This is a genomic window from Occallatibacter sp. (genome assembly GCF_049802275.1).
Lineage (GTDB): Bacteria > Acidobacteriota > Terriglobia > Terriglobales > Acidobacteriaceae > Telmatobacter.
Window position 1 is genome coordinate 1 of the sequence record NZ_JBARMD010000471.1, and the last position, 19,969, is coordinate 19,969.

General features: G+C 58.5%; 20 protein-coding genes. 18 read left to right on the plus strand and 2 right to left on the minus strand.

Annotated elements, in window-relative coordinates; all coding sequences use genetic code 11:
- The 6 genes from WA354_RS16235 to WA354_RS16260 form a co-directional block, all read left to right on the plus strand.
- Window positions 1–553, plus strand: a 553-nt coding sequence (locus tag WA354_RS16235) for an outer membrane protein assembly factor BamB family protein (protein ID WP_472814066.1), incomplete at its 5' end; no start/stop codon positions are given.
- 110 nt (window positions 554–663) lie between these two features.
- A complete protein-coding gene (locus tag WA354_RS16240) occupies window positions 664–2,013 on the plus strand; it encodes an MBL fold metallo-hydrolase (RefSeq protein WP_472814067.1) in 1,350 nt (449 codons plus the stop codon).
- Window positions 2,014–2,121: 108 nt separating this feature from the next.
- Window positions 2,122–2,619 carry a DinB family protein gene (locus tag WA354_RS16245; RefSeq protein ID WP_472814068.1) on the plus strand — a complete coding sequence of 166 codons (498 nt, stop codon included), beginning with the start codon at window positions 2,122–2,124 and terminating at the stop codon, window positions 2,617–2,619.
- Window positions 2,620–2,767: 148 nt separating this feature from the next.
- Entirely contained in the window at window positions 2,768–3,409 is a 642-nt protein-coding gene (locus WA354_RS16250) for a thiamine phosphate synthase (protein ID WP_472814069.1), read from the plus strand.
- A gap of 138 nt (window positions 3,410–3,547) precedes the next feature.
- Window positions 3,548–5,071, plus strand: coding sequence for an APC family permease (locus WA354_RS16255; protein ID WP_472814070.1), 1,524 nt, complete (start codon window positions 3,548–3,550; stop codon window positions 5,069–5,071).
- A gap of 27 nt (window positions 5,072–5,098) precedes the next feature.
- Window positions 5,099–6,637, plus strand: coding sequence for an amino acid permease (locus WA354_RS16260; RefSeq protein ID WP_472814071.1), 1,539 nt, complete (start codon window positions 5,099–5,101; stop codon window positions 6,635–6,637).
- A gap of 73 nt (window positions 6,638–6,710) precedes the next feature.
- Here WA354_RS16260 and WA354_RS16265 read toward each other — a convergent pair whose 3' ends face one another.
- Window positions 6,711–7,139 carry a BrxA/BrxB family bacilliredoxin gene (locus WA354_RS16265; RefSeq protein WP_472814072.1) on the minus strand — a complete coding sequence of 143 codons (429 nt, stop codon included), beginning with the start codon at window positions 7,137–7,139 and terminating at the stop codon, window positions 6,711–6,713.
- 135 nt (window positions 7,140–7,274) lie between these two features.
- On the opposite strand from WA354_RS16265, the gene WA354_RS16270 reads away from it, so the two are divergent.
- The 4 genes from WA354_RS16270 to trxA all read left to right on the plus strand — a co-directional run bounded on the left by WA354_RS16270 (window position 7,275) and on the right by trxA (window position 11,446).
- Complete coding sequence (locus tag WA354_RS16270; protein ID WP_472814073.1) at window positions 7,275–8,327, plus strand: UDP-N-acetylmuramate dehydrogenase; 1,053 nt, start codon at window positions 7,275–7,277, stop codon at window positions 8,325–8,327.
- 101 nt (window positions 8,328–8,428) lie between these two features.
- A complete protein-coding gene (gene thrC, locus WA354_RS16275; protein WP_472814074.1) occupies window positions 8,429–9,784 on the plus strand; it encodes a threonine synthase in 1,356 nt (451 codons plus the stop codon).
- Complete coding sequence (gene thrB / locus WA354_RS16280) at window positions 9,781–10,707, plus strand: homoserine kinase (RefSeq protein ID WP_472814075.1); 927 nt, start codon at window positions 9,781–9,783, stop codon at window positions 10,705–10,707. Before thrC ends, thrB begins: the two co-directional genes overlap by 4 nt.
- A 406-nt stretch (window positions 10,708–11,113) precedes the next feature.
- Window positions 11,114–11,446 (plus strand): thioredoxin, encoded by a 333-nt coding sequence (gene trxA / locus WA354_RS16285; protein WP_472814076.1) that lies wholly within the window; start codon window positions 11,114–11,116, stop codon window positions 11,444–11,446.
- 72 nt (window positions 11,447–11,518) lie between these two features.
- Here the strand turns inward: trxA and lexA are convergent, their stop codons facing one another.
- Entirely contained in the window at window positions 11,519–12,124 is a 606-nt protein-coding gene (gene lexA, locus WA354_RS16290; RefSeq protein ID WP_472814077.1) for a transcriptional repressor LexA, read from the minus strand.
- 236 nt (window positions 12,125–12,360) lie between these two features.
- On the opposite strand from lexA, the gene WA354_RS16295 reads away from it, so the two are divergent.
- The 8 genes from WA354_RS16295 (at window position 12,361) to fliG (ending at window position 19,948) form a co-directional block, all read left to right on the plus strand.
- Complete coding sequence (locus WA354_RS16295; protein ID WP_472814078.1) at window positions 12,361–13,422, plus strand: GGDEF domain-containing protein; 1,062 nt, start codon at window positions 12,361–12,363, stop codon at window positions 13,420–13,422.
- 298 nt (window positions 13,423–13,720) lie between these two features.
- On the plus strand, window positions 13,721–14,461 hold the full coding sequence (locus WA354_RS16300; RefSeq protein WP_472814079.1) for a response regulator transcription factor: 741 nt from the start codon (window positions 13,721–13,723) through the stop codon (window positions 14,459–14,461).
- Between the two features lie 29 nt (window positions 14,462–14,490).
- Window positions 14,491–15,855: a sigma-54 dependent transcriptional regulator gene (locus tag WA354_RS16305; RefSeq protein WP_472814080.1), complete on the plus strand. Its 1,365-nt coding sequence runs from the start codon at window positions 14,491–14,493 to the stop codon at window positions 15,853–15,855.
- 26 nt (window positions 15,856–15,881) lie between these two features.
- The gene (flgB, locus tag WA354_RS16310) at window positions 15,882–16,238 is read left to right on the plus strand and encodes a flagellar basal body rod protein FlgB (protein WP_472814081.1); all 357 of its coding nucleotides are present in this window, start codon (window positions 15,882–15,884) and stop codon (window positions 16,236–16,238) included.
- A 38-nt stretch (window positions 16,239–16,276) separates the two neighbouring features.
- Entirely contained in the window at window positions 16,277–16,744 is a 468-nt protein-coding gene (flgC, locus tag WA354_RS16315; RefSeq protein ID WP_472814082.1) for a flagellar basal body rod protein FlgC, read from the plus strand.
- 26 nt (window positions 16,745–16,770) lie between these two features.
- On the plus strand, window positions 16,771–17,094 hold the full coding sequence (gene fliE, locus WA354_RS16320; protein WP_472814083.1) for a flagellar hook-basal body complex protein FliE: 324 nt from the start codon (window positions 16,771–16,773) through the stop codon (window positions 17,092–17,094).
- 82 nt (window positions 17,095–17,176) lie between these two features.
- A complete protein-coding gene (gene fliF / locus WA354_RS16325; RefSeq protein WP_472814084.1) occupies window positions 17,177–18,808 on the plus strand; it encodes a flagellar basal-body MS-ring/collar protein FliF in 1,632 nt (543 codons plus the stop codon).
- A gap of 90 nt (window positions 18,809–18,898) precedes the next feature.
- The gene (gene fliG / locus WA354_RS16330) at window positions 18,899–19,948 is read left to right on the plus strand and encodes a flagellar motor switch protein FliG (protein ID WP_472814085.1); all 1,050 of its coding nucleotides are present in this window, start codon (window positions 18,899–18,901) and stop codon (window positions 19,946–19,948) included.
- The last annotated feature ends 21 nt before the right edge of the window (window positions 19,949–19,969 follow it).

Consider the following 19,969-nt stretch of genomic DNA (forward strand, 5'->3'; position numbering starts at 1 on the left):
CGGCATGGATGTAAATGGACCCGACCTCGAAGCCCTGCTCCGCTTCCTCGAAGTCCCCACAACCTTGCAGGCCCGGGAATCCAACCCCCAGGAGTGGTCAAACAAATACATCTTCACCGGCTACCGCAAGTTTCTCGACCCCGACGGCTATCCAGCGATTTCAACTCCGTGGGGAACGCTGAATGCCATCGATCTCAAGACCGGCAAGTATCTCTGGAAGGTTCCGCTCGGCGAATATCCGGCGCTTGCAAAACAGGGAATGAAGAACACCGGAACTGAGAACTACGGCGGCCCCGTTGTCACTGCGGGCGGGGTCCTCTTCATTGGAGCTACAGTCTACGATCACAAGCTGCGCGCCTTCGATTCCAGCACCGGCAACCTCCTGTGGGAGGCAGAACTGCCGTTCTCCGGCGTTGCTACGCCCTCCACTTACATGATCGACGGCCGCCAGTACATCGTCATCGCCGCCAGCAACGCGCGCGCGCCCAACGATCCGCAGGGCGGCATGTACGTGGCATTCGCGCTACCGACTGGGAACGCCGTGAAGCAATGAAATTCGTGCTGACCGCCGCGACGGGTGGATGCTAGACTCGCACTCTCATGGTCCTGAAACAGTATTATCTAGGCTGTCTCGCACACGCTTCCTACCTCCTCGGCGATGAAGTGAGCCGAACCGCGGTCATCGTCGATCCACAGCGCGACATTCATCAGTACGTCGCCGACGCGGAAAGGCTTGGCCTCCACATCCGCCATGTCTTTCTCACCCACTTTCACGCGGACTTCATCGCCGGCCACCTGGAACTGCGCGACTGCTGCAACGCAGCGATTCATCTCGGCTCGCAGGCCAAGGCCGAATATGCATTCATTCCGATGAGCGACGGCGACACGCTCGAATTTCCTGGGATGCGCCTCCAGGCGCTGCACACGCCCGGTCACACCATCGAGTCGATTTCGATTCTGGTTTTCGATCTCGCCAAAGACAAAACGAAGCCGTACGCAGTCCTCACCGGCGACACCCTCTTCATCGGCGATGTGGGGCGCCCCGACCTGCGCGCCTCCCTCGGCTGGACCGCAAACGAACTCGGCGGCCATCTCTACGATTCGCTGCACACAAAACTGCTTCCGCTTCACGACGATGTACTCGTCTATCCCGCTCACGGCGCTGGTTCGCTCTGCGGCAAAAAACTTTCTTCCGATACTGTTTCATCGCTCGGCGACCAGCGTCGTTTCAACTACGCGCTGAAGCCGATGTCCAAAGAGGAATTCGTGTGTCTGGTTACCGCCGACCAGCCCGACGCGCCGCCCTACTTTACCTACGACGCAATCCTCAACACCCGCGAGCGCGCCACGCTCGACAAGGCGCTCGAAGAAGGTCTCAAACCCGTCGAACTCGACGAGGTTCTCCGGCTTGGCGACAAAGGAGCGCAGATTCTCGACGTGCGGGACGCCGCGGAATACGCCAAAGGCCATCTCGCCGGCAGCATCAACATAGGCCTCGGTGGCCAATACGCCACATGGGCCGGCACAGTTCTTGATCGAGCGAAGCCCATCGTCATCATTGCCGAGCCAGGTCGCGAACAGGAGGCTGCTCTGCGCCTCGGTCGCATCGGCTTCGATCACATCATGGGATATTTGCGCAACGGCATGGAGTCTCTCGCCGAACGACCTGACCTTGTCTGGCCCACAGAACGAAGCAGCGTCCTGATCGCAGCCGAAGAGTTGGAAGCCCGCGATCCGCCGTTTCTCCTGGATGTTCGCGCACCGGGCGAGTGGGGAATGAAGCACATCGCCGGCAGCATCAATGTTCCGCTGAATCACCTGCAGGAGCGCATCAACGAGGTTCCGCGTAATCGGCGCGTCGCCGTGCACTGCGCCGGAGGCTACCGGTCATCCATCGCCGCCAGCATCCTCCACCAGCACGGCATCACCAACCTCATCGAGATCGCAGGCGGTCTGGCTGCGTGGGACGCTGCAGGTTTGCCCGTCGTGTCGGAAGCAGCACATTCAATCTAAAAAGCCGGCTCACGGCGTCCGGGATCCGTCTTAAAGAATTATCGCTTTTTCTTCGCCTTCTCACAGAAATCCGGTGTATGCTGGCCTTCGCAACATGGAGGTTGCAACATGGACTTTCAAAAAGAACTTATTGCTGAATACGACCGTGAAACCGATCGGACGCGCAAAACCCTCGAAGCCCTTCCCGACGATGCTGACCTTGCCTGGAAACCTCACACCAAGTCGATGTCTCTCGGCAGCCTGGCGGGTCACGTAAGCGACACCAACGGCGACTGGGCCCTCCACACGATTACTCGCGATCGGCTTGATTGGACGCCTGATATGAAGCCCGACACTCCCACGAATAAGCAAGACCTGCTGGCGCGCTTTGATAAGCAAATCACTGAGGTCAAGCAGGAACTGGCGAAGATGACCCCTGCCAGGTGGGATTCGAATTGGAAGTTTGTCGCCGGCGATCAGACCTGGATCGACGACACCAAGTACAACGTCTGGCGAACCTGGGTGCTGAACCACCTCGTCCACCACCGCGCCCAACTCGGTGTCTACCTTCGACTGCTCGACAAGAAGGTTCCCGGAATGTACGGCCCGTCAGCCGACGAGATGTAAGTGCGGCCCAAAGCGATACCACCGGGTCGGACTCCATGCGCGAGCCCGGCCCAGCCTCAGGACCACGGGATATCGTGTGGGCCGGCTTCGGGGGAACGGCGTGCGCTGCTATGCTGGTGGGTTCCTTCTTGAGGGCTAATCTCGGTCCATGGTCTTTCGTTACCCCAAAATCTATCCGATCCTTGATGCATCGATCCTCCCTCTGACAGGTCGTCCGCAGTTTCTCAGCAAGCTTGGAAGTGCCCTGACAAAGGCAGGTGTGCGCCTGCTCGAATTCAGGAACAAGGTCGACTCAACCGCCGATCTCATCAAGCAATCGATCGCCCTGCGCGAGGCCATGCCTTCAGACAAGGTGAAGCTGATTCTCGATGACAGGGAAGATCTCGTTCTGGAAGTTGGATTTGATGGCGTTCATCTCGACGAGGTAGACGTAACTCCAGGCGAAGGGCGATGGCTCCTCGGTCCCGAGAAGATCATTGGCACTTTCGGCGGCAGCGAGTCTCTCCTGCCGGGTGTCTTTACCGAACCGGCAAATTATTTCGCAATCGGTCCCGTATTCGAGACCAGGACCAAGCAGACCACCAAAAAGCCCATCGGCGTTGAAGGCGTGCGGAAGCTTCGCATGCAGGCAGGCTACGGCCTGGTGCTGAGCGCCGCCGGAGGAATCACCTTCGAGACCGCGCAGGCCGTTCTGGACGCAGGTGTCAACATGGTGGCCGTCTCCGAAGCGATTTTTCACACCTCCGATCCTGCGGCAGAATTCAGACGATGGAAAGACCAATTCGGCTAACCCACAGGATTCCGTTGACGAACGCCGACGTCAAAATTACCCAAGACAATTGTTTTAAATTCAGATAAAACAAGCCCAGTGGCAACTCCTAACCTCACCTCCGTCGAAAGCCCCGCCCAATCCCCAGCAGCGCCCACAATGGTGCAGACACTTGGGCTGTTCAGTTCCACCGCGCTCGTTGCCGGTTCCATGATTGGTTCGGGCATTTTTCTTGTGGATGCCGACATCGCGCGTACGGCTAACTCTCCGGCTCTTGTGCTCGGCGCATGGGTAGTCACCGGCATTCTCACGGTGATTGGCGCTCTCAGCTACGGCGAACTCGCCGCCATGATGCCCAAAGCTGGCGGCCAATACGTCTACCTGCGCGAGTCGCTGGGACCGCTTTGGGGTTTCCTCTACGGCTGGACCCTCTTCCTGGTCATCCAGACCGGCACCATTGCCGCCGTCTGCGTGGCCTTCGGCAAATTCCTTGGCGTCTTCTTCCCGACCATCTCAACCACACACTGGCTGTGGCATATCGCCCATGTCCCGCCCGTCACCGTCGGCCCAATGGTGCTCGGCAACATGGAGATCGGCGTTAATACTGCCAACCTCACCGGGATCGTAATCGTCTTCTTTCTGGCCTTCGTGAACATGTTTGGCGTGAAGTTGGGCGCCATGATCCAAAATGTCTTCACTTCCGCCAAAGCGCTATCCCTGGCCGCGCTGGTTCTGCTCACCCTCACCATCGGACGCAACGCAACTGCAATGGCGGCGAACTTCGGCTCAGGCGGCATCGAGTTCTGGAAGAACGCAGGCTGGAGCGCGATGCATCCAGTCCAGGTAGGAATCGGCGGCCCCGTCGTCTTTGTAAACCTGCTCGTGATTCTTGCCGTGGTGCAAGTAGGTTCGCTCTTCTCCGCCGATGCATGGAACAACATCACGTTCACAGCTGGGGAAGTGAAGAATCCGCGACGGAACATTCCGCTCTCACTCATCATGGGAACCGGCTTCGTGGTGACGGTCTACTTCCTCGCTACGCTCGGATACCTGATGGTGTTGCCGATGCACGGCGATCCGCATGGAGCCACAGCGCTGGCGCGGGGCCTTCAATATGCATCGGAAGATCGCGTGGGAACAGCGGCGCTCGAAGTCGTTTTCCACTCTGGCGGCGCCTATCTCATGGCTGCGGCAATCCTGATCTCCACGTTCGGATGCGCCAACGGACTATCTCTTGCGGGCGCGCGCGTCTACTACGCGATGAGCCAGGACGGACTCTTCTTCAAGTCCGTCGGCAAATTGAGCGAAAAGTACAAAACTCCTTCCGCTGGTCTGTTCGTGCAGGCATGCTGGACGGCGCTGCTTTGTGTCTCCGGCTCATACAGCCAGTTGCTCGACTACATCATCTTCGCCGTGCTCGTCTTTTACATCCTGACGATCCTCGGGCTGTTCGTTCTGCGTGTAAAGCAGCCAGGGGCAAGCCGTCCGTACAAGGCGCTCGGCTACCCCTTTCTTCCCGCGCTCTACATCGTCATGGCTTCCTGGATTTGTATCGTATTATTGCGATACAAGCCCCAATACACGTGGCCGGGCCTGGTTCTGGTTTTGCTGGGAATCCCGGTCTATCTCTTCTGGTCGCGCCGGTCTGTACCACCGAGCGCAATAGTGACAAGCCGTACGTAAAGCCTTTGTGGAGGATGCCCCTCACTCATGTTGAATCTGTTACGAACCAAACCGATGTCGATGCTCACCGAAGAAGCCGCGGAGCAGGGCGAACATACACTCAAGCGCTCACTCGGAGCGGTCAACCTTGTCACGCTCGGCATTGGTGCAGTTATCGGCGCCGGCATCTTCACGCTCACAGGCCAGGCTGCGGCACTTCGCGCGGGTCCGGCGGTATCACTGAGCTTTGTGGTGGCAGGCCTGACCTGCGCCTTCGCCGGGCTGTGCTACGCGGAATTCGCCTCCATCATCCCCATTGCCGGTTCGGCCTACACCTACGGCTACGCGACGCTCGGTGAACTGGTGGCATGGATCATCGGCTGGGACCTTACGCTGGAGTACGCCTTTGGCGCTTCCACCGTGGCCTCAGGCTGGGCGGGCTACTTCAACAGCCTCTTGCAGCAATTCCATATTTATCTTCCTCCGCAGCTTACCGCTACCCCGGGCACGCCGCTTGTTTTCTATCACGATCAGTGGCTGCAGTTGATGTCGCTGCCCCCAGGCGTGAGCGATGCCGGCTTGCCGCACGCGACCGGCGTGGTCAACCTGATTGCTGTGGCAATTGTCATGGTCATCACAGCCATCCTCGTGATCGGTATCAAGGAGTCAGCCAATTTCAACTCCGCAGTCGTGATCATCAAGGTCACGATTGTCTGCGTCTTCCTCGTGGTTGGCGGATGGTTTCTTTTCAAGCATCCTGAGATCGCGAAGATGAACTGGCATCCCTTTGTGCCTCCGCCGGACGGGAAGGGAAACTTCGGATGGGGTGGAATTCCGAAGGCAGCGGCATCCATCTTTTTCGCCTATATCGGTTTCGATGCGGTTTCGACCGCGGCGCAGGAAGCGAAGAATCCCAAACGCGATATGCCAATCGGCATTCTTGGATCGCTGGTGGTTTGCACCATCCTTTACATCCTGGTCTCGCTGGTTCTCACCGGCCTGGTGAGCTACAAGACGCTGAATGTCTCCGCGCCTGTGGCGCTTGCGATTGACGCGACTGGGGTAGGCTGGGGTTCGCTGCTGGTGAAGATCGGCGCGGTGTTCGGGCTCGCTACGGTCATGCTGGTGATGCTGCTCGGCCAGACGCGCGTCTTCTACTCGATGTCAAAGGACGGCCTGCTGCCGAAATGGGCTTCAGCCGTGCACCCAAAATTTCGCACCCCGTGGATTACGACGATCGTGTTTGGCTCCTTTGCTGCCATCATGCCGGCGTTCTTCAACATCGAAGTACTCTCTGAACTCGTCAACATCGGCACTCTGCTGGCTTTCACCATTGTGTCGGCCGGCGTATGGGTATTGCGGGTGCGCCATCCCCATATGGAACGGCCGTTCAAGACGCCATTCGTGCCGCTGGTGCCGATCCTGGGCATTCTCTCCGCGGTTTACCTTATGACGCGCCTGATGCTGTTTACATGGGAAGTGATGATCATCTGGCTGGTTATAGGGCTGGTTATTTACTTCGGCTATTCGCGGAACCACAGCAAGGTGCAACAACTGCCCGAACCACAGGCTGTGCAAGGCGACTGATAGCAATCTTCCGCAAACAGCAACGGCCTCCTTCGCGGGAGGCCGTTCGCTTTCGATCCAACTTTGCCGCGCGCTAGGCAGTCGTCTTTGCGCAGAATTCGTCGAATGCGCGGATCAACTCGCCGGCGATCTGTTGTGCTGTTGCCTGCTCGATGACGAACCGTTGCATGAGATAAACAAGCTTGCCATCGCGCAAAATTGCTATGGCCGGCGAAGTCGGCGGATGGCCCTCGAAGTAGCTGCGCGCCTTTTCTGTGGCCTCGCGATCCTGCCCCGCAAAAACCGTGATCTTGTGATCGGGCGCGTTGGCCGTATTAGCCAGCGCCAGCCGCACGCCGGGCCGCATCTTGCCTGCGGCGCATCCGCAGATCGAATTCACCACCAGGAGCGTTGTCCCCGGTTGTGCCAAGGCTGCATCGACATCCTCGGCACTGCGGGTTTCGTTGATTCCAGCGCGGGTAAGTTCTTCGCGCATGGGAATGACCATAATCTCTGGGTACATGTAACCTCCGGCAATGGGTCTAGCGGCGTGAAGCCGGCTTGCCTTGTTCCATTCTACAGAAAGGATGTGATGCAGCACACTATTTGCGCCCCGACTGTGCTCCCCCGCTGCGGTCTGTAGTGTAGCCTTGCATCGATGCGCATTGAAGAAAACAAGCCGCTTGCGCCGCTTACAACCTTGGGAGTGGGTGGTCCTGCGCGGTGGTTTGTCCAGGCAGGGAACGAAGAAGAGATCGCCGAGGCCGCTGCCTGGGCTCGCGAAAGAAGCATTCCACTCTTCGTGCTCGGAGGCGGCAGTAATCTGCTGGTGGCCGATGCCGGGTTCAATGGACTGCTCCTTCACATCGGGCTCAAAGGAATTAATGTTCGCGAAGGCGCGGCCTCGTCAGACGAGCGCGTCTATGAAGTTGCGGCCGGCGAAGATTGGGACCAGTGCGTGCAAAGAACGGTTGACGAAGATTGCGCTGGACTGGAGTGCCTCGCCGGCATTCCCGGCACCGTCGGTGGAACTCCGGTGCAGAACGTAGGCGCATACGGGCAGGAGGTTTCCTCCACGATCGACCGTGTGCGAGCTTTCGACTTGCAGCAGCACGCGTTTGTGGAATTCAGCGCGCCCGAGTGTGCATTCACATACCGGCACAGCCGCTTCAACACGACGGATCGAGGCCGTTATATTCTTACGCGTGTCGCCTATCGGTTAAAACTACACGGCGCTCCGACCGTGAAATATGCCGACCTGCAAAGACACTTTGCGGCGGGCGCCACACCCCGACTGCACGTTGTAGCTGAAACCGTCCGAAGCATCCGCAAATCAAAGGGCATGCTTATTGTCGAAGGCGACCCCGACTGCCGCAGCGCCGGCAGCTTCTTCAAAAATCCGATCTTGAGTGCAGAGAGGGTGGCGGCAGTGGCGTCGGCGGCCGGAATTGGGCCTCCGCACTTTCCCGCAGACCCCGGCAGCGAGAACTGCGTGAAGTTACCCGCTGCATGGCTCATCGAGAAAGCCGGATTTACGAAAGGCTATGCTCTTGGCCGCGCAGGAATCTCAACCAAACACACGCTCGCGCTTGTGAATCGCGGCGGAGCCATGTCGGCCGAGATCATGTTGCTGGCCGACAAGATCCGAGCGGCAGTTGCTGAGCAGTTCGCAATCGAACTGCAAATGGAACCGGTAATGTTGGGGTTTTAAACGTCCCTGATTCACAATCCAGACGCAAGCTCAATGCGGTAATCAGCGGATTTCTTGCCGGACCAGAGTCGCCCAATGCTCTGTTACGCTAACACCAAGGCATGAACGAGAATCTGCACACGTTACGGTGTTTTGGTTGTGGTGCGCGCATCGCGGGGCATGAGGCAAGTCCTGATTTCAGATGCGTGCAGTGTGGCGATCTTTTTGAGGTTGAATACGCAGGCTGGGGTCAGCGCCAAGGCCACAACAGGCCAAATCCAGGCGCGCTCAAGTGGCTGTGGCGCGAGCGGCGCTGCTCAAGCGAAGCTCTGGATCAGAGCGGCGTCTGGCGCTTTCGCGAGCTCTTGCCAATCCTCGACAACTTCGGCAATGCGGTGAGCCTGCACGAAGGCAATACCCCACTGTACAAATTGAAAAGGGCAGCCAAAGCGCTCGGCATCGACCAGCTTTTCGCAAAACACCAGGGCATGAATCCCACCGGTTCGTTCAAAGATACGGGCATGACCGCCGCCCTCAGCGTAGCGCGCGAGCGTGAATTCGAGTGGGTGGCATGCGCATCCACCGGGAATACTTCGGCGGCCATGGCGGCCTATGCCGCGCGTGCAGGCCTGCGCAGCCTGGTACTGATCCCCGAAGGCAAGATCGCGTGGGGCAAGCTTTCCCAGGCCATGGACTACGGCGCCGTGACTTGTCAGCTCAACTCCGATTTCGATGGGTGCGTGCGTGTGCTGACGCAGATCGTAAAGCAGGCTCCCATTTACCTGCTCAACTCTGTGAATCCCTACCGGCTCGAAGGACAGAAGACTCCCGCCTTCGAAATCGCCGAAGCCTTTGACTGGACGGTTCCCGATCACTTGATCGTCCCCGGAGGCAATCTGGCGAACAGTTCAGCGCTCGCCAAAGGCTTCCGGGAGTTACGCGAACTCGGTCTGGTAGCTCGGATGCCGCGGATCTCCGTGATTCAAGCCGAAGGCGCGAATCCTCTCGCACGCAGTTTCGCCGAGAGCAACGGCGAACACATGGAACCGGTTGAGGCGCACACGCGCGCAACTGCCATTCGCATTGGCAACCCGGCTTCGTGGCGCAAAGCAGCATACGCGATCAAGGAAACCGGTGGGTGGTGCCTCGACGTGAGCGAAGCTGAAATTGCCGTCGCCAAGGCCGAACTCGGAGCGGAAGGTCTGGGCTGCGAGCCTGCCTCAGCGGTAACGCTGGCCGGGCTCAAGAAACTCCGCGCGCAGGGCAAAGTGGCCGCCAGCGACACAGTCGTGCTCCTGCTCACCGGGCACACGCTCAAGGACGCCGACTACACCATCAACTTCCATCGCGGAACGCTTCTCGCCGACAACGAGGCCGCTGGGCGTCAAACGGAGATCGCAGCTCTGCAGCGTAACGCTGTGGTTGTCGATGCAACGCCATCTGCTGTACTGGCCACGTTGAAGGGATTGGTTGGATGAGAAGCGGCGCCAAAATCTTCCGCATGCGCTTGCCGGCCACTTCCGCCAACCTCGGGTCGGGATTCGATGCCGTAGCCATCGCTTTGAACTTCTTTCTGGACATTGAGGCAGAAACGGCGGCGGAGTTTTCCATTGCCGCAACGGGACAGGACAGCGATGTATGTTCTCGCGTGAAGCACAACCTTATTCTGGATAACTACAGCCGGATTCTCGCCGAGAACGGAAGACCGCTAACATCACTAGCCATCCGGATGCATAACGACATCCCGCTGGGAATGGGGTGCGGCTCGTCAGCCGCGGGCCGCCTGGCCGCCATCGCCATGGCCACGCACTTCGGGGAACTCGACTGGGGCGCCGAACGCATTCTGGAGGAGGCATGTGCTCTGGAAGGCCATCCGGACAACGCCGCCGCCTGCTGGATGGGCGGCTTCGTGGCCGCCGCCAACGAGGGAAGAGCAGTGCGCGTAGCGCGCGTCAATCCACCACGGGACTGGCGCGTTATTGTCGTTCTGCCATCACAGTCCCTCGCAACCAGCAAGGCTCGAGCCGTTCTGCCGGCAAGCTATTCGAGCGCAGACGTGGTGGCAAATATTCAGGCCGCCAGCATGCTTGGCCTGGCCTTCGCCCAGGGGCAAGGAGACCTTTTGCGTGTGGCTATGCGGGACCGGATTCACCAGCCCTATCGGGCAGACATGTGCCCGCAACTCCCCAGCCTGCTTCCCCTGGCTGGAACCAACGGAATTCTCGGAGTGGGTTTGAGCGGCGCCGGACCGGCGGTTCTTGTCATCGTGGATGACGATGCACGCGTCGCAGAAGCTTCCGAAAAGATTCTCGGTGCAATGCAGGACCTCCCCGCTCCCAGGCTGCTGACATGCTGCTTTCAGGAGAATGGCGCGAAGGCCTCGTTTCAATCGATTGAATAACCTACGACGGTTTTCGCCGACATAGGCCTGTTCACTGATGAGTTACTTTGTGCTACGCGGGATAACTGTGAGATAAATCACCTACCGTCGATTACCGATCCGATTACCTAAGTTTCCTTGATATTGAACCGAAGACAACCTAAATTCGCTCCGTGGGCAGTTCTGGGGGAGGGCTGCTCTAGCGCCCGTGATCCGGCAACGGATCCGGGCGCTTTTAATTTGACCTGAAATAAAACGATTGGCTTCGCCCTTGGCAACGCATCGCGTTGCCAGGATCCAGAGTCTGGGACTCCCTTATTTTGAGGTAATGGCCCTGAGTCGGATTGCGTCCAATTGGCTCCCTGAAGCATCCTATAGAGGCGCGTTTCAGCTAATCTGAAGTGGAAGCAGCACGACAAGGAGATACATGGCAGGTCCGGGCGTTTTGGAAGTAAGCGATGCGACATTTGAACAGGAAGTGCTAAAGAGTGAGCAGCCGGTGCTCGTAGATTTCTGGGCAGTCTGGTGCGGCCCATGCCGGGCAATCGCGCCAATCGTGGATGGAGTTGCGCAAGCGTATGCAGGCAAAATCAAGGTCGCGAAGGTGGATGTCGACCGCAATACTGCTACCCCATCGCGCTATGGCATTCGGGGAATTCCGGCGATTCTGTTTTTCAAAGGCGGGAAAGTGGCAGATCAGGTCGTTGGATATGTCCCGCAGGACGTAATCGAAGAAAAGGTTCAGCGCCTCTTAGCCTGATAGGCGAACATGCGTAATAGAAAAATGCCCGGCAAAATGCTGGGCATTTTCTTTGAAAGCGAATGCGGTCCTTCAACGATATTTGCGCAGGACCCCGAGTACCCGACCTTGGATCGCTACCTGGGCTGCGGGAACGTAGATGGGATCCATCTCCACGTTTGCCGGTTGCAGCCTGACCACCTGTCCCTCTGCGTAGAAGCGCTTAAGTGTTGTTTCGGAGCCGTGTACCAGGGCAACTACGATTTCACCTTGTCGGGCGGTGCGGGTGCGCTCTACCAGGACATAATCGCCATTGATGATGTGCTCGTCGCGCATCGAATCGCCACGAACCTCCAGGGCAAACACATCCCGATTGCCTACCACGTCGTGAAGAGAAATTGTCTCGGGATTCTCCGAGGTCTCCACGGGCAGTCCCGCGGCGATCCGGCCTGCCAGGGGTAACCGGTCGCTGGTTCGATTGCGCGCACCCGGGGGCAGAACATCGATCGAACGGCTCCGGTTGTGGACCCGGTCGAGTAGGCCCTTCTTTTCGAGGTTGGTGATGTGCTTGTGTACGGTCGCGAGACTTTTCAGGTTCATTCCGCGAGCAATCTCTTCAAATGAGGGAGAATAGCCGTTGCGCGACACGAAAGACTCCAGAAAGTCGATGATTTCCTTTTGCCTGCGAGTAACAGCCATGCGCGAATTATAGCGAAGAAAAAGCGAATTGCAAGGAAAGTTTTTTGCCTTTCCTTCTCCAGTGTTCCTTTTCAGACATTGGGAGCGTCTGGTCCCGTCCAAAACACTTCGCTTTCATCTCTGAGAGGTTGCATTGGCTGGCGGATTCTCTGAAGGTGCCTCTCCTTCTGCCGATAAAGGGGGTGGGAGCGTCTCCTGTCGAATGGGGGATGACTACGGCACATGGAGCACAGCCGATGATTTCGCTGAAGCGTTATCTTGATTCCGCTAGAATCCGGCTCGACGAGCCTCAAGAAGACCGTTCTCAGGAACCATACTCTGCCCTTCTGTCGGCCTATCGTTCGGCATTGGTGGAGATCGGGGAATGCGGCGCAAACGCCTGTCCAGATCTCGCTTCGGAGCTTAAAAGGGGACTGGCGCGCTTCGATGAGGATCTCGGCGACCATCCCAGTGTTTCCGCGATCAATCTGACCAAGGAAGGAGTCCGCGATCTGCTGCAGGGTTGGGGAGACAAGACCGCCATCTATTACCAGCAGAAAGCAGGTGAAGTGAAGGATCTGCTGCTGGTGATGGCTCGGGCCGCGGAGTCTCTTGGACAAAAGGACAGCCTCCACACTCAGCAATTGGATTCACTGACAGCTCAGTTGGAAACCATCGCACAGCTGCAAGACGTCACAAGAATTCGTGCTTCCGTCGACGAGAGTGCCCGCCAACTGAGGAGTTCGGCCGCTCGCATGGCCGCGGAAAGTAAAGCTGTCATCGACCATCTCCGCGTAGAGGTCTTAACCTACCAGGCGAAGCTCGAAAAAGCGGAATATGCTGCATCCTGCGATGCGCTCACGGGTCTGGGAAGCCGCCTATGGGTCGAAGCGCGTCTGCAGCAACGGATTGAATTCGGAAATCCATTCTGCATTCTCATGATCGACGTTCATGGCTTCCGAGGCGTCAATCACGAATTCGGCAACCTGGTGGGGGACCTGATCGTGAAGGAATTCGCCAGGGAACTCCGCTCTTCCTGCCGGTTTTCAGACTTGGTGGCGCGCTGGGCCGGCGATCGGTTTCTGGTGGTCATCGACTGTAAAGCCGCAGACGCAACAGCCCAGATTGCTCGTCTGCAATCCTGGATATGCGGGCCCTACCAGGTTCCTGGAAGGTCCGGCCACGTTAGCGTTCGACTCTCGACTGCGATTGGCCTTGCGGAATTTCGGGAAGGGGACAATCTGCACGAGATTCTTGAGCGTGCAGATGTAGCATTGTCGACCGAGCGGGAACAGGCTCGCAGCAGAATGACAGCCTGAACCCTGCCCGTTAGCTGTATTTGCAACGCGATGGGCCGGTCGTCTGGAGTGCCGCGACGGCCCGCGTGGAATTTCTGTATCCGCCATCACCAGTCAGCGTTCACCGATCAGTTGCGGGAATCCGCGAACCGTCGCACTCATTCTGAGATTCCTCTCCATTCATTTCTCCTTCCGATATTGAGTTCTCTCTCACGTCGCGCGAACGTAGAGAGGTGCCGCAGGTTAGTGCTCCTTAAGCAAGGTTGCATGCGCCACGCCGGCCAGCCGGCAGGTGAAAGACAGGCCAGGAGAAGCGCAGATGAGATTACTGATCGCAGAAGACGACAAGGCGCTGAGTCTCTTTCTGAGACGAGGGTTGGAAACCGACGGCCATTGTGTGCACGCCGTGTACGACGGAGCCCGGGCCGTCGAGGCCTTCCGTAGCGAAATGCCAGACCTGACCATTCTCGATCTGAACATGCCGGTCAAGGACGGCGAAGTGGCGCTCGAGGAGATGCGCCGGATTCAAACAGATTTGCCGGTTCTTGTGCTTACGGGCAGACACGACATGGACGCGCGGGTACGCTGCCTCGACAAGGGCGCCGACGACCTGATGACGAAACCATTCAGTCTGCTCGAACTGCGCGCGCGTTGCCGGGTACTGTTGCGAAGGAGGCGCGAGGGACAGCTGACATTGCGCGCCGGCGATCTCGAACTGAGCCGCGTGGATCATACGGTGCGCCGCGGTGGAAGGGTTTTAAACATCACCAACAAGGAGTTCGCGCTTCTTGAGCACCTGATGCTCAATCGCGGCCTTTGTATCTCACGCGTAGAGCTTCTCGAATCGGTCTGGAATATGGAGTCTGTACAGACCACAAACATCGTGGATGTGTACGTGAACTACCTGCGCCGCAAGCTCGCCGATGCGCCGCCGGGCTCTTTAATCCGGACTGTGCGTGGCAAGGGTTACATGATCCCTTTCGAGACGGAGTTTCTCATGCAGGGTGCGGAGAACAACTCCGCGATGATGACGCCGCAGATTACCGCCGCGCAGGGATAGCGAGATTTTTCAGTTGAGGGAGATGCAGAATGGCAGCCACAGCAGCTTTGGTTTCATCAACCTTTTCACGTATCCGGCCACGCACAGCACTGGTGGCGAGTGCCGACGGAAGTTTCCGACACAGGCTTAACGCTGTATTGACCGGGTTGCGATGGCAGGTGCGCGAAGCCCAGGGCGGAGCGCAGGCATGGGGAGAAGCAATGGATGCTCTGCCTCAGACGATCATTGTCGACTCATGGCTGCCCGACCTGGATCTGGCTGAATTCCTTCGTGAGTTCCGGGTGGCTTTTCCAAGTGTGGACGTGGTGACGGCCGGTAGCGCATCGCCGATCGAGAGCGCGCCTGGACCCCATCGCCAGGAGGTTCTCTACGCTCTTCGATGCGTCCAGGAAACCGATACCGCAGCATGGAATGCCGCACCCGTTCTGGAGAATGCACCGGAGCTACAACTACGCGATTCTGGCCCTGCTGTTCCGCCCGCAGATTTCAGGCATACTACTCCTCACGACGGATCGCCAGTCTCCGTCGCCGAAACGCAGAAGATCACACCCGCGGTTGCGACAAGTGAATGTGGCTCAAACAGGCCAAGACTGGTTACCGGAAGCGACAGAATACCGGAGCTGATTGGAAACTCAATCTGCATGCTTGAGATCAGCAGGCGCATTCGGCTGGTGGCACCGCGCACCACTTCGGTTTTGATCGAAGGACCAACGGGGTCCGGCAAAGAGCTTGTTGCCGAAGCTTTGCACAAGCTCTCCACGCGCAATCGAAAACCGTTTGTAGCCATCAACTGCGCGGCCATTCCTGAGGCGCTTCTTGAAGCGGAACTCTTCGGTCACACCCGGGGTGCATTCACTGGCGCGGTGCAGGGCCGCGTCGGGCGCATCGAGGCGGCCGATGGCGGAACCTTGTTTCTCGATGAGATCGGGGAGATGCCGTTGAGTTTGCAATCGAAACTCCTGCGTTTCGTCGAGAGCGGAGAACTGCAGCGGGTCGGCGATAACGAGACCGTCAGGGTGGATGTGCGCATTATTGCGGCGACTCATCAACCTCTCGCGCAGCATACGCAAGCTGGAAGCTTTCGCGCGGATCTTTACTACCGGCTGGCTGTCTTTCTGGTGCGCACACCCGCGATGGTGGAACACCTGGAGGATCTGCCTCTCCTCATCGACCATTTCCTGGGAAGGCTCGGCCGCACCACGCCCGTCAAGCGGATCGACGATGCTGCCATTACCAAACTCTTCGCGCATGCGTGGCCGGGCAATGTGCGCGAACTGGAACATGTTCTGGAACGCGCCGCCATCCTCGCCGGCGATGAACCGGTCCTCACCTCCGGGGACATTGATTTCGGGATCTTCATGGGGCCCGCAGACAAGCAGAAACTGGCAAACTGAGCAGATCGAAGATAACGGAGTCGTCTGTGCAAATCGAAACGAGATTGAGCGATGCCCTGGGGCGATATCTTGACCTGGCTGTCAGCGAGACAAAACTGACCGCGGCCAACATGGCCAACATCGATACTCCCGGATTTCGCGCCCAGGGATTCGATTTTGAGGCAGAAATGCACAAGGCGATGGGCACTCTGGATGGGCAAAGATCACAAGCGGTTCGAGTGCAGGATGTGGACGGCCTTATCGCGCGGCCAGACGGCAACAATGTGTCGATGGACCGCGAGGGATTGCACATGGCCGAGGCGCAACTGAAATTCAGGGCCGGGGTCGCGCTGATGCGGCTTGAAAATCAGCGGGTGATGGATGCTATCCACGCGGATAAGTAATAAGCAGACGAGTAATAAATGGTTAAACGAGGAATCAGATGAACCTCTTTGGATTGATGGAGACCTCCGGATCGGCCATGCAGGCAGAACGCATGCGTGCTGAGGTCGTGGCCGCGAATATGGCGAATGCGGAGACGACGCGCACGGAGTCGGGAGGCCCGTACAGGCGGCAGCATGTGGTCTTCGCGGCCAACCAGGCCGATGAGGGGTTCGTCCATTCTTTAAGCAGCGCCTCGCAGCCTGCATCGCTATCCAGAGAAGACACAGAGCCCGCCGGCGGAGTTCATATCGCACAAGTCATCGAAGACGGTGCACCGCCGCTGAAGCGTTACGATCCGGGCCATCCGGATGCCGGGCCTGACGGCTACGTCGCCTATCCCGACATTAATCCGCTCACAGAGATGGTGGACCTCATGGGAGCAACGCGTGCCTACGGACTGAACAGTTCGGCTGTGCAGGCAGAAAAGGGCATGATCACTTCTGCTCTCGACATTGCCAGGTCCTAGATACAGGCAGGAACGGAACGGGGGGGATGATGATTACCGGAATCCATACGAGCATCACAGACCCAGGTGTGTCAGGTACGTCTGCCGCGTCATTTGCGAACCCTTTGGCTTCCTCCAAGGCGGCTGATGATTCGCCATTCAGCGACCTTATGACCGATGCGATCAGCAAGGTGGGTCAACTCGAAGATCAGGCGCGCACAACTGTAGATGGATTGATGACGGGCTCAGGCGTCGATGTGCACCAGGCGATGATTGCCAGCGAGAAGGCGAGCATGGCATTTGAGATGGCGCTGGCGGTTCGAAACAAGGCGATCCAGAGTTATCAGAGCGTTATGAGTATGCAGTTCTGAGTTTGCTCCGAGTCATGGAACCGCCGTGTTCGCGGATTAGACGGCTCCATGCAAGGCTGAAGGAAACGGCGGGATGAATTAGATGGCCGCTCCAGGTACGCAGTTGGAGAAACGGGGACCGGCTGGTGGTGGCGGGGAGGGCCAGGCCGGGGCCGGAGCCATATGGACGCGCGCTCGGCATGGCTGGGCGGCCATGGCGCCGCAACAGCGTCGGTGGAGCATTGCCACGGCGGCTATTCTTTCCTCTCTGCTGGGCGGGTTGCTCTGGTACGGACTGCGGACCGACTGGCGAACCCTGTATGCGGGACTCGATCCGGACGATGCGCGTCAGGTCGGCCTGACATTGACGCAGGCGCAGATTCCCTACGATGTGGCCGACAGCGGGACGACGCTGCGGGTTGCGGCTGCACAGCTGGACAAAGCGCGGCTGGCAACGGCCGCAAAGGGTGTCAAAAGTGGACGCATGGGATTCGAGCTCTTCGACAAACCGAACTGGGTTGGCTCCGAATTTGACGAGCAGGTGAATTTCCAGCGTGCGCTTGAGGGCGAACTGGAGCACACGGTTGGTTCGCTGAACGACGTTGAATCGGCCAGAGTCCACCTGGTGTTGGCACATGACTCGCTCTTTCGTGATCAGGACCGCCCTGCGAAAGCGTCAGTCGTGCTGAAGCTGCGTCGCGGAGCGCTGGCGGATGGCGAGGCTGATGCAATTCGCAATCTGGTCGCATCCGCCGTCGATGGCCTCGCCGCTGATCATGTTGTACTTGTCGACGCGTCCGGGCATCTCCCGCTGGGCCCAAGGACGCCCGAGGTATTGCAGCTCGGCGCTGAACAAGCTCTTGAAGAAAAGCTGATTTCCACACTCGAACCTGTTACCGGGATCGGCAATGTGCGTGCTTCAGTGACGCTTGACTACGATCCGGACTCCGTCGACGAAACAAAGGAAAGCTACGATCCCGCCCAGTCGGTCGCGCTTTCGATGGAGCGCACCGAGCAGACAACAGGCGCGCAGCCGATTGCGGCTGGAGTTCCCGGAACCGCGTCCAATGTACCCAACAGCCAGGCGCTTCCGGTTTATCCGAAGCAAACCACGCAGCCTCAGACCTCGAAGACCGAGTCGGGAACCTATGGCGTTTCAAAAACGGTTCGACACCTCGTTGAGAGTCCGGGGAAAGTGCATCGGCTCACAGCGGCAATTGTTGTGAACGACCGCCTCATTCAAGCGCAAAGCAAGTCAACCGCCGCAAAGTGGCAGCCGCGCTCGGCTGACGAGTTGAGAAATCTCACTACGCTTGCCCAGGCCGCTGTCGGCTTTGACACTTCCCGCGGGGATGTGGTGACTGTGCAGGATCTCTCCTTTGAAGCGAATCGCGCCCAGCCCTATCCCTCTGCGCCGGCACAGGTGCTGTCAAAGCTGGAGGGATCCCCGTTGCTTGTGAAGTATCTAAGCCTTCTGATCGGGCTCATGGTTGTACTTGCTTTCGGCGTGCGGCCGGCTTTGCAAAAGGCTGTCTCGGAGTTAAAGGGTGTAACCCGCGAGTCTTCTCTAGGCGTGACCGCGCTGCATCAGGCTGCACCGCCGCATCCAGAGCCCGCATTGCCTGACCCGAACCGCATCCGGGCGCAGGAGATGTTCGAGCAGGTAGCCACGCAGATAAGGAATGAGCCCGCACAAAGTTCCCGGCTTTTGCAGAGTTGGATTCACTCGGAATAGGGCGATCGCGGGAAGATCGAAATGAATGCTTGACCGGGATGGCATGAGGTAGAGGCACGGATTCGGGAAGCGCGGGAAAGGACGAGAGACTTGGCCGTAGATGGCTCTGATTTCGAAGCAGCAGCGCGGGCAGCCGCCAATTTAACCGGCGCGCGCAAAGCCGCCGTGCTGCTGATGGCAGTGGGAGAGGACCTTGCAAAGGAGATCCTTCGCACGCTTCCTGAAACCGACGTCGAGCGATTGACTGAGGAGTTTGCGGATTTGCGCGGTATCACGTCGGAGGTCTCGGCTGCGGTCCTCCAGGAGTTCTGGGAGTTGCTGGAGACGCAGGGTTTCGTAATGCACGGGGGGCTGGATTACGCCAGCCGCCTCCTTTCCGAGACATTTGGCAAACAGCGGGCGGACGATCTGATGACCCAGTTGCGCCGCGCACAGGAAGCGGAGCAGGGCAACCTGGCGAAGCTGCAGCGAACCGACCCCCAACAGCTCGGCAAGCTGCTGGATTCCGAACATCCTCAGACTATCGCGCTGGTGCTCGCGCACCTTGATCCCAAGCGCGCGTCGCAGGTGCTAGGCAGCCTGAGCGAAGAGCACAAAGTGATCTCCATTCAGCGCCTGGCCGAGATGCGACAGTTCTCTCCGGAGATGGCACAGAAGGTGGCTCATATCCTCCATCGGCGCCTCGAAACCGTGGGGGATACGGGCAGAAAAAGCTATTCGGGATTCAAAGCGGTAGCTGATTTGATGAACCGCATGAATGCGGAAGAATCCAAGCGCATCCTCGAGGTAATTGAAGAGGGACAGCCGGAGTTGGCCCTCAGCATTCGCAATCTTATGTTCACGTTTGAGGACCTTGTGACGGTGCCACCTGCGACCATTCGCGAGATTGTCTCCGGTGTGGACAAGAAGCAACTGGCCATGGCGCTGCGCGGCGCAAACGAAGAGATGAGAGCAGCCATTTTCAAGTCCATGAGTGCCCGCGCAGTTGAAATGCTGAGGGAAGACATGGAGGTTCTTGGCCCGGTGCGCTCGCGCGAGGTGGCCCAGGCCCAGCAGGAGATCCTGAATCTAGCTCGACGTCTTGAGGCCGAGGGAAAAGTCATTCTCAAACTGGAAACAGGCGATGAGATGCTCGCCTAGGAATCCTGGTCACGAGGGGAA

What these genes read in the sequence shown, in the direction of transcription:
- WA354_RS16245 (WP_472814068.1), top strand. Translation starts at nt 2,122, where the DNA reads ATGGACTTTCAAAAAGAACTTATTGCTGAATACGACCGTGAAACCGAT.
- WA354_RS16250 (WP_472814069.1), top strand. Translation starts at nt 2,768, where the DNA reads ATGGTCTTTCGTTACCCCAAAATCTATCCGATCCTTGATGCATCGATC.
- WA354_RS16255 (WP_472814070.1), top strand. Translation starts at nt 3,548, where the DNA reads ATGGTGCAGACACTTGGGCTGTTCAGTTCCACCGCGCTCGTTGCCGGT.
- WA354_RS16260 (WP_472814071.1), top strand. Translation starts at nt 5,099, where the DNA reads ATGTTGAATCTGTTACGAACCAAACCGATGTCGATGCTCACCGAAGAA.
- WA354_RS16265 (WP_472814072.1), bottom strand. Translation starts at nt 7,139, where the DNA reads ATGTACCCAGAGATTATGGTCATTCCCATGCGCGAAGAACTTACCCGC.
- WA354_RS16270 (WP_472814073.1), top strand. Translation starts at nt 7,275, where the DNA reads ATGCGCATTGAAGAAAACAAGCCGCTTGCGCCGCTTACAACCTTGGGA.
- thrC (WP_472814074.1), top strand. Translation starts at nt 8,429, where the DNA reads ATGAACGAGAATCTGCACACGTTACGGTGTTTTGGTTGTGGTGCGCGC.
- thrB (WP_472814075.1), top strand. Translation starts at nt 9,781, where the DNA reads ATGAGAAGCGGCGCCAAAATCTTCCGCATGCGCTTGCCGGCCACTTCC.
- trxA (WP_472814076.1), top strand. Translation starts at nt 11,114, where the DNA reads ATGGCAGGTCCGGGCGTTTTGGAAGTAAGCGATGCGACATTTGAACAG.
- lexA (WP_472814077.1), bottom strand. Translation starts at nt 12,124, where the DNA reads ATGGCTGTTACTCGCAGGCAAAAGGAAATCATCGACTTTCTGGAGTCT.
- WA354_RS16295 (WP_472814078.1), top strand. Translation starts at nt 12,361, where the DNA reads ATGATTTCGCTGAAGCGTTATCTTGATTCCGCTAGAATCCGGCTCGAC.
- WA354_RS16300 (WP_472814079.1), top strand. Translation starts at nt 13,721, where the DNA reads ATGAGATTACTGATCGCAGAAGACGACAAGGCGCTGAGTCTCTTTCTG.
- WA354_RS16305 (WP_472814080.1), top strand. Translation starts at nt 14,491, where the DNA reads ATGGCAGCCACAGCAGCTTTGGTTTCATCAACCTTTTCACGTATCCGG.
- flgC (WP_472814082.1), top strand. Translation starts at nt 16,277, where the DNA reads ATGAACCTCTTTGGATTGATGGAGACCTCCGGATCGGCCATGCAGGCA.
- fliE (WP_472814083.1), top strand. Translation starts at nt 16,771, where the DNA reads ATGATGATTACCGGAATCCATACGAGCATCACAGACCCAGGTGTGTCA.
- fliF (WP_472814084.1), top strand. Translation starts at nt 17,177, where the DNA reads ATGGCCGCTCCAGGTACGCAGTTGGAGAAACGGGGACCGGCTGGTGGT.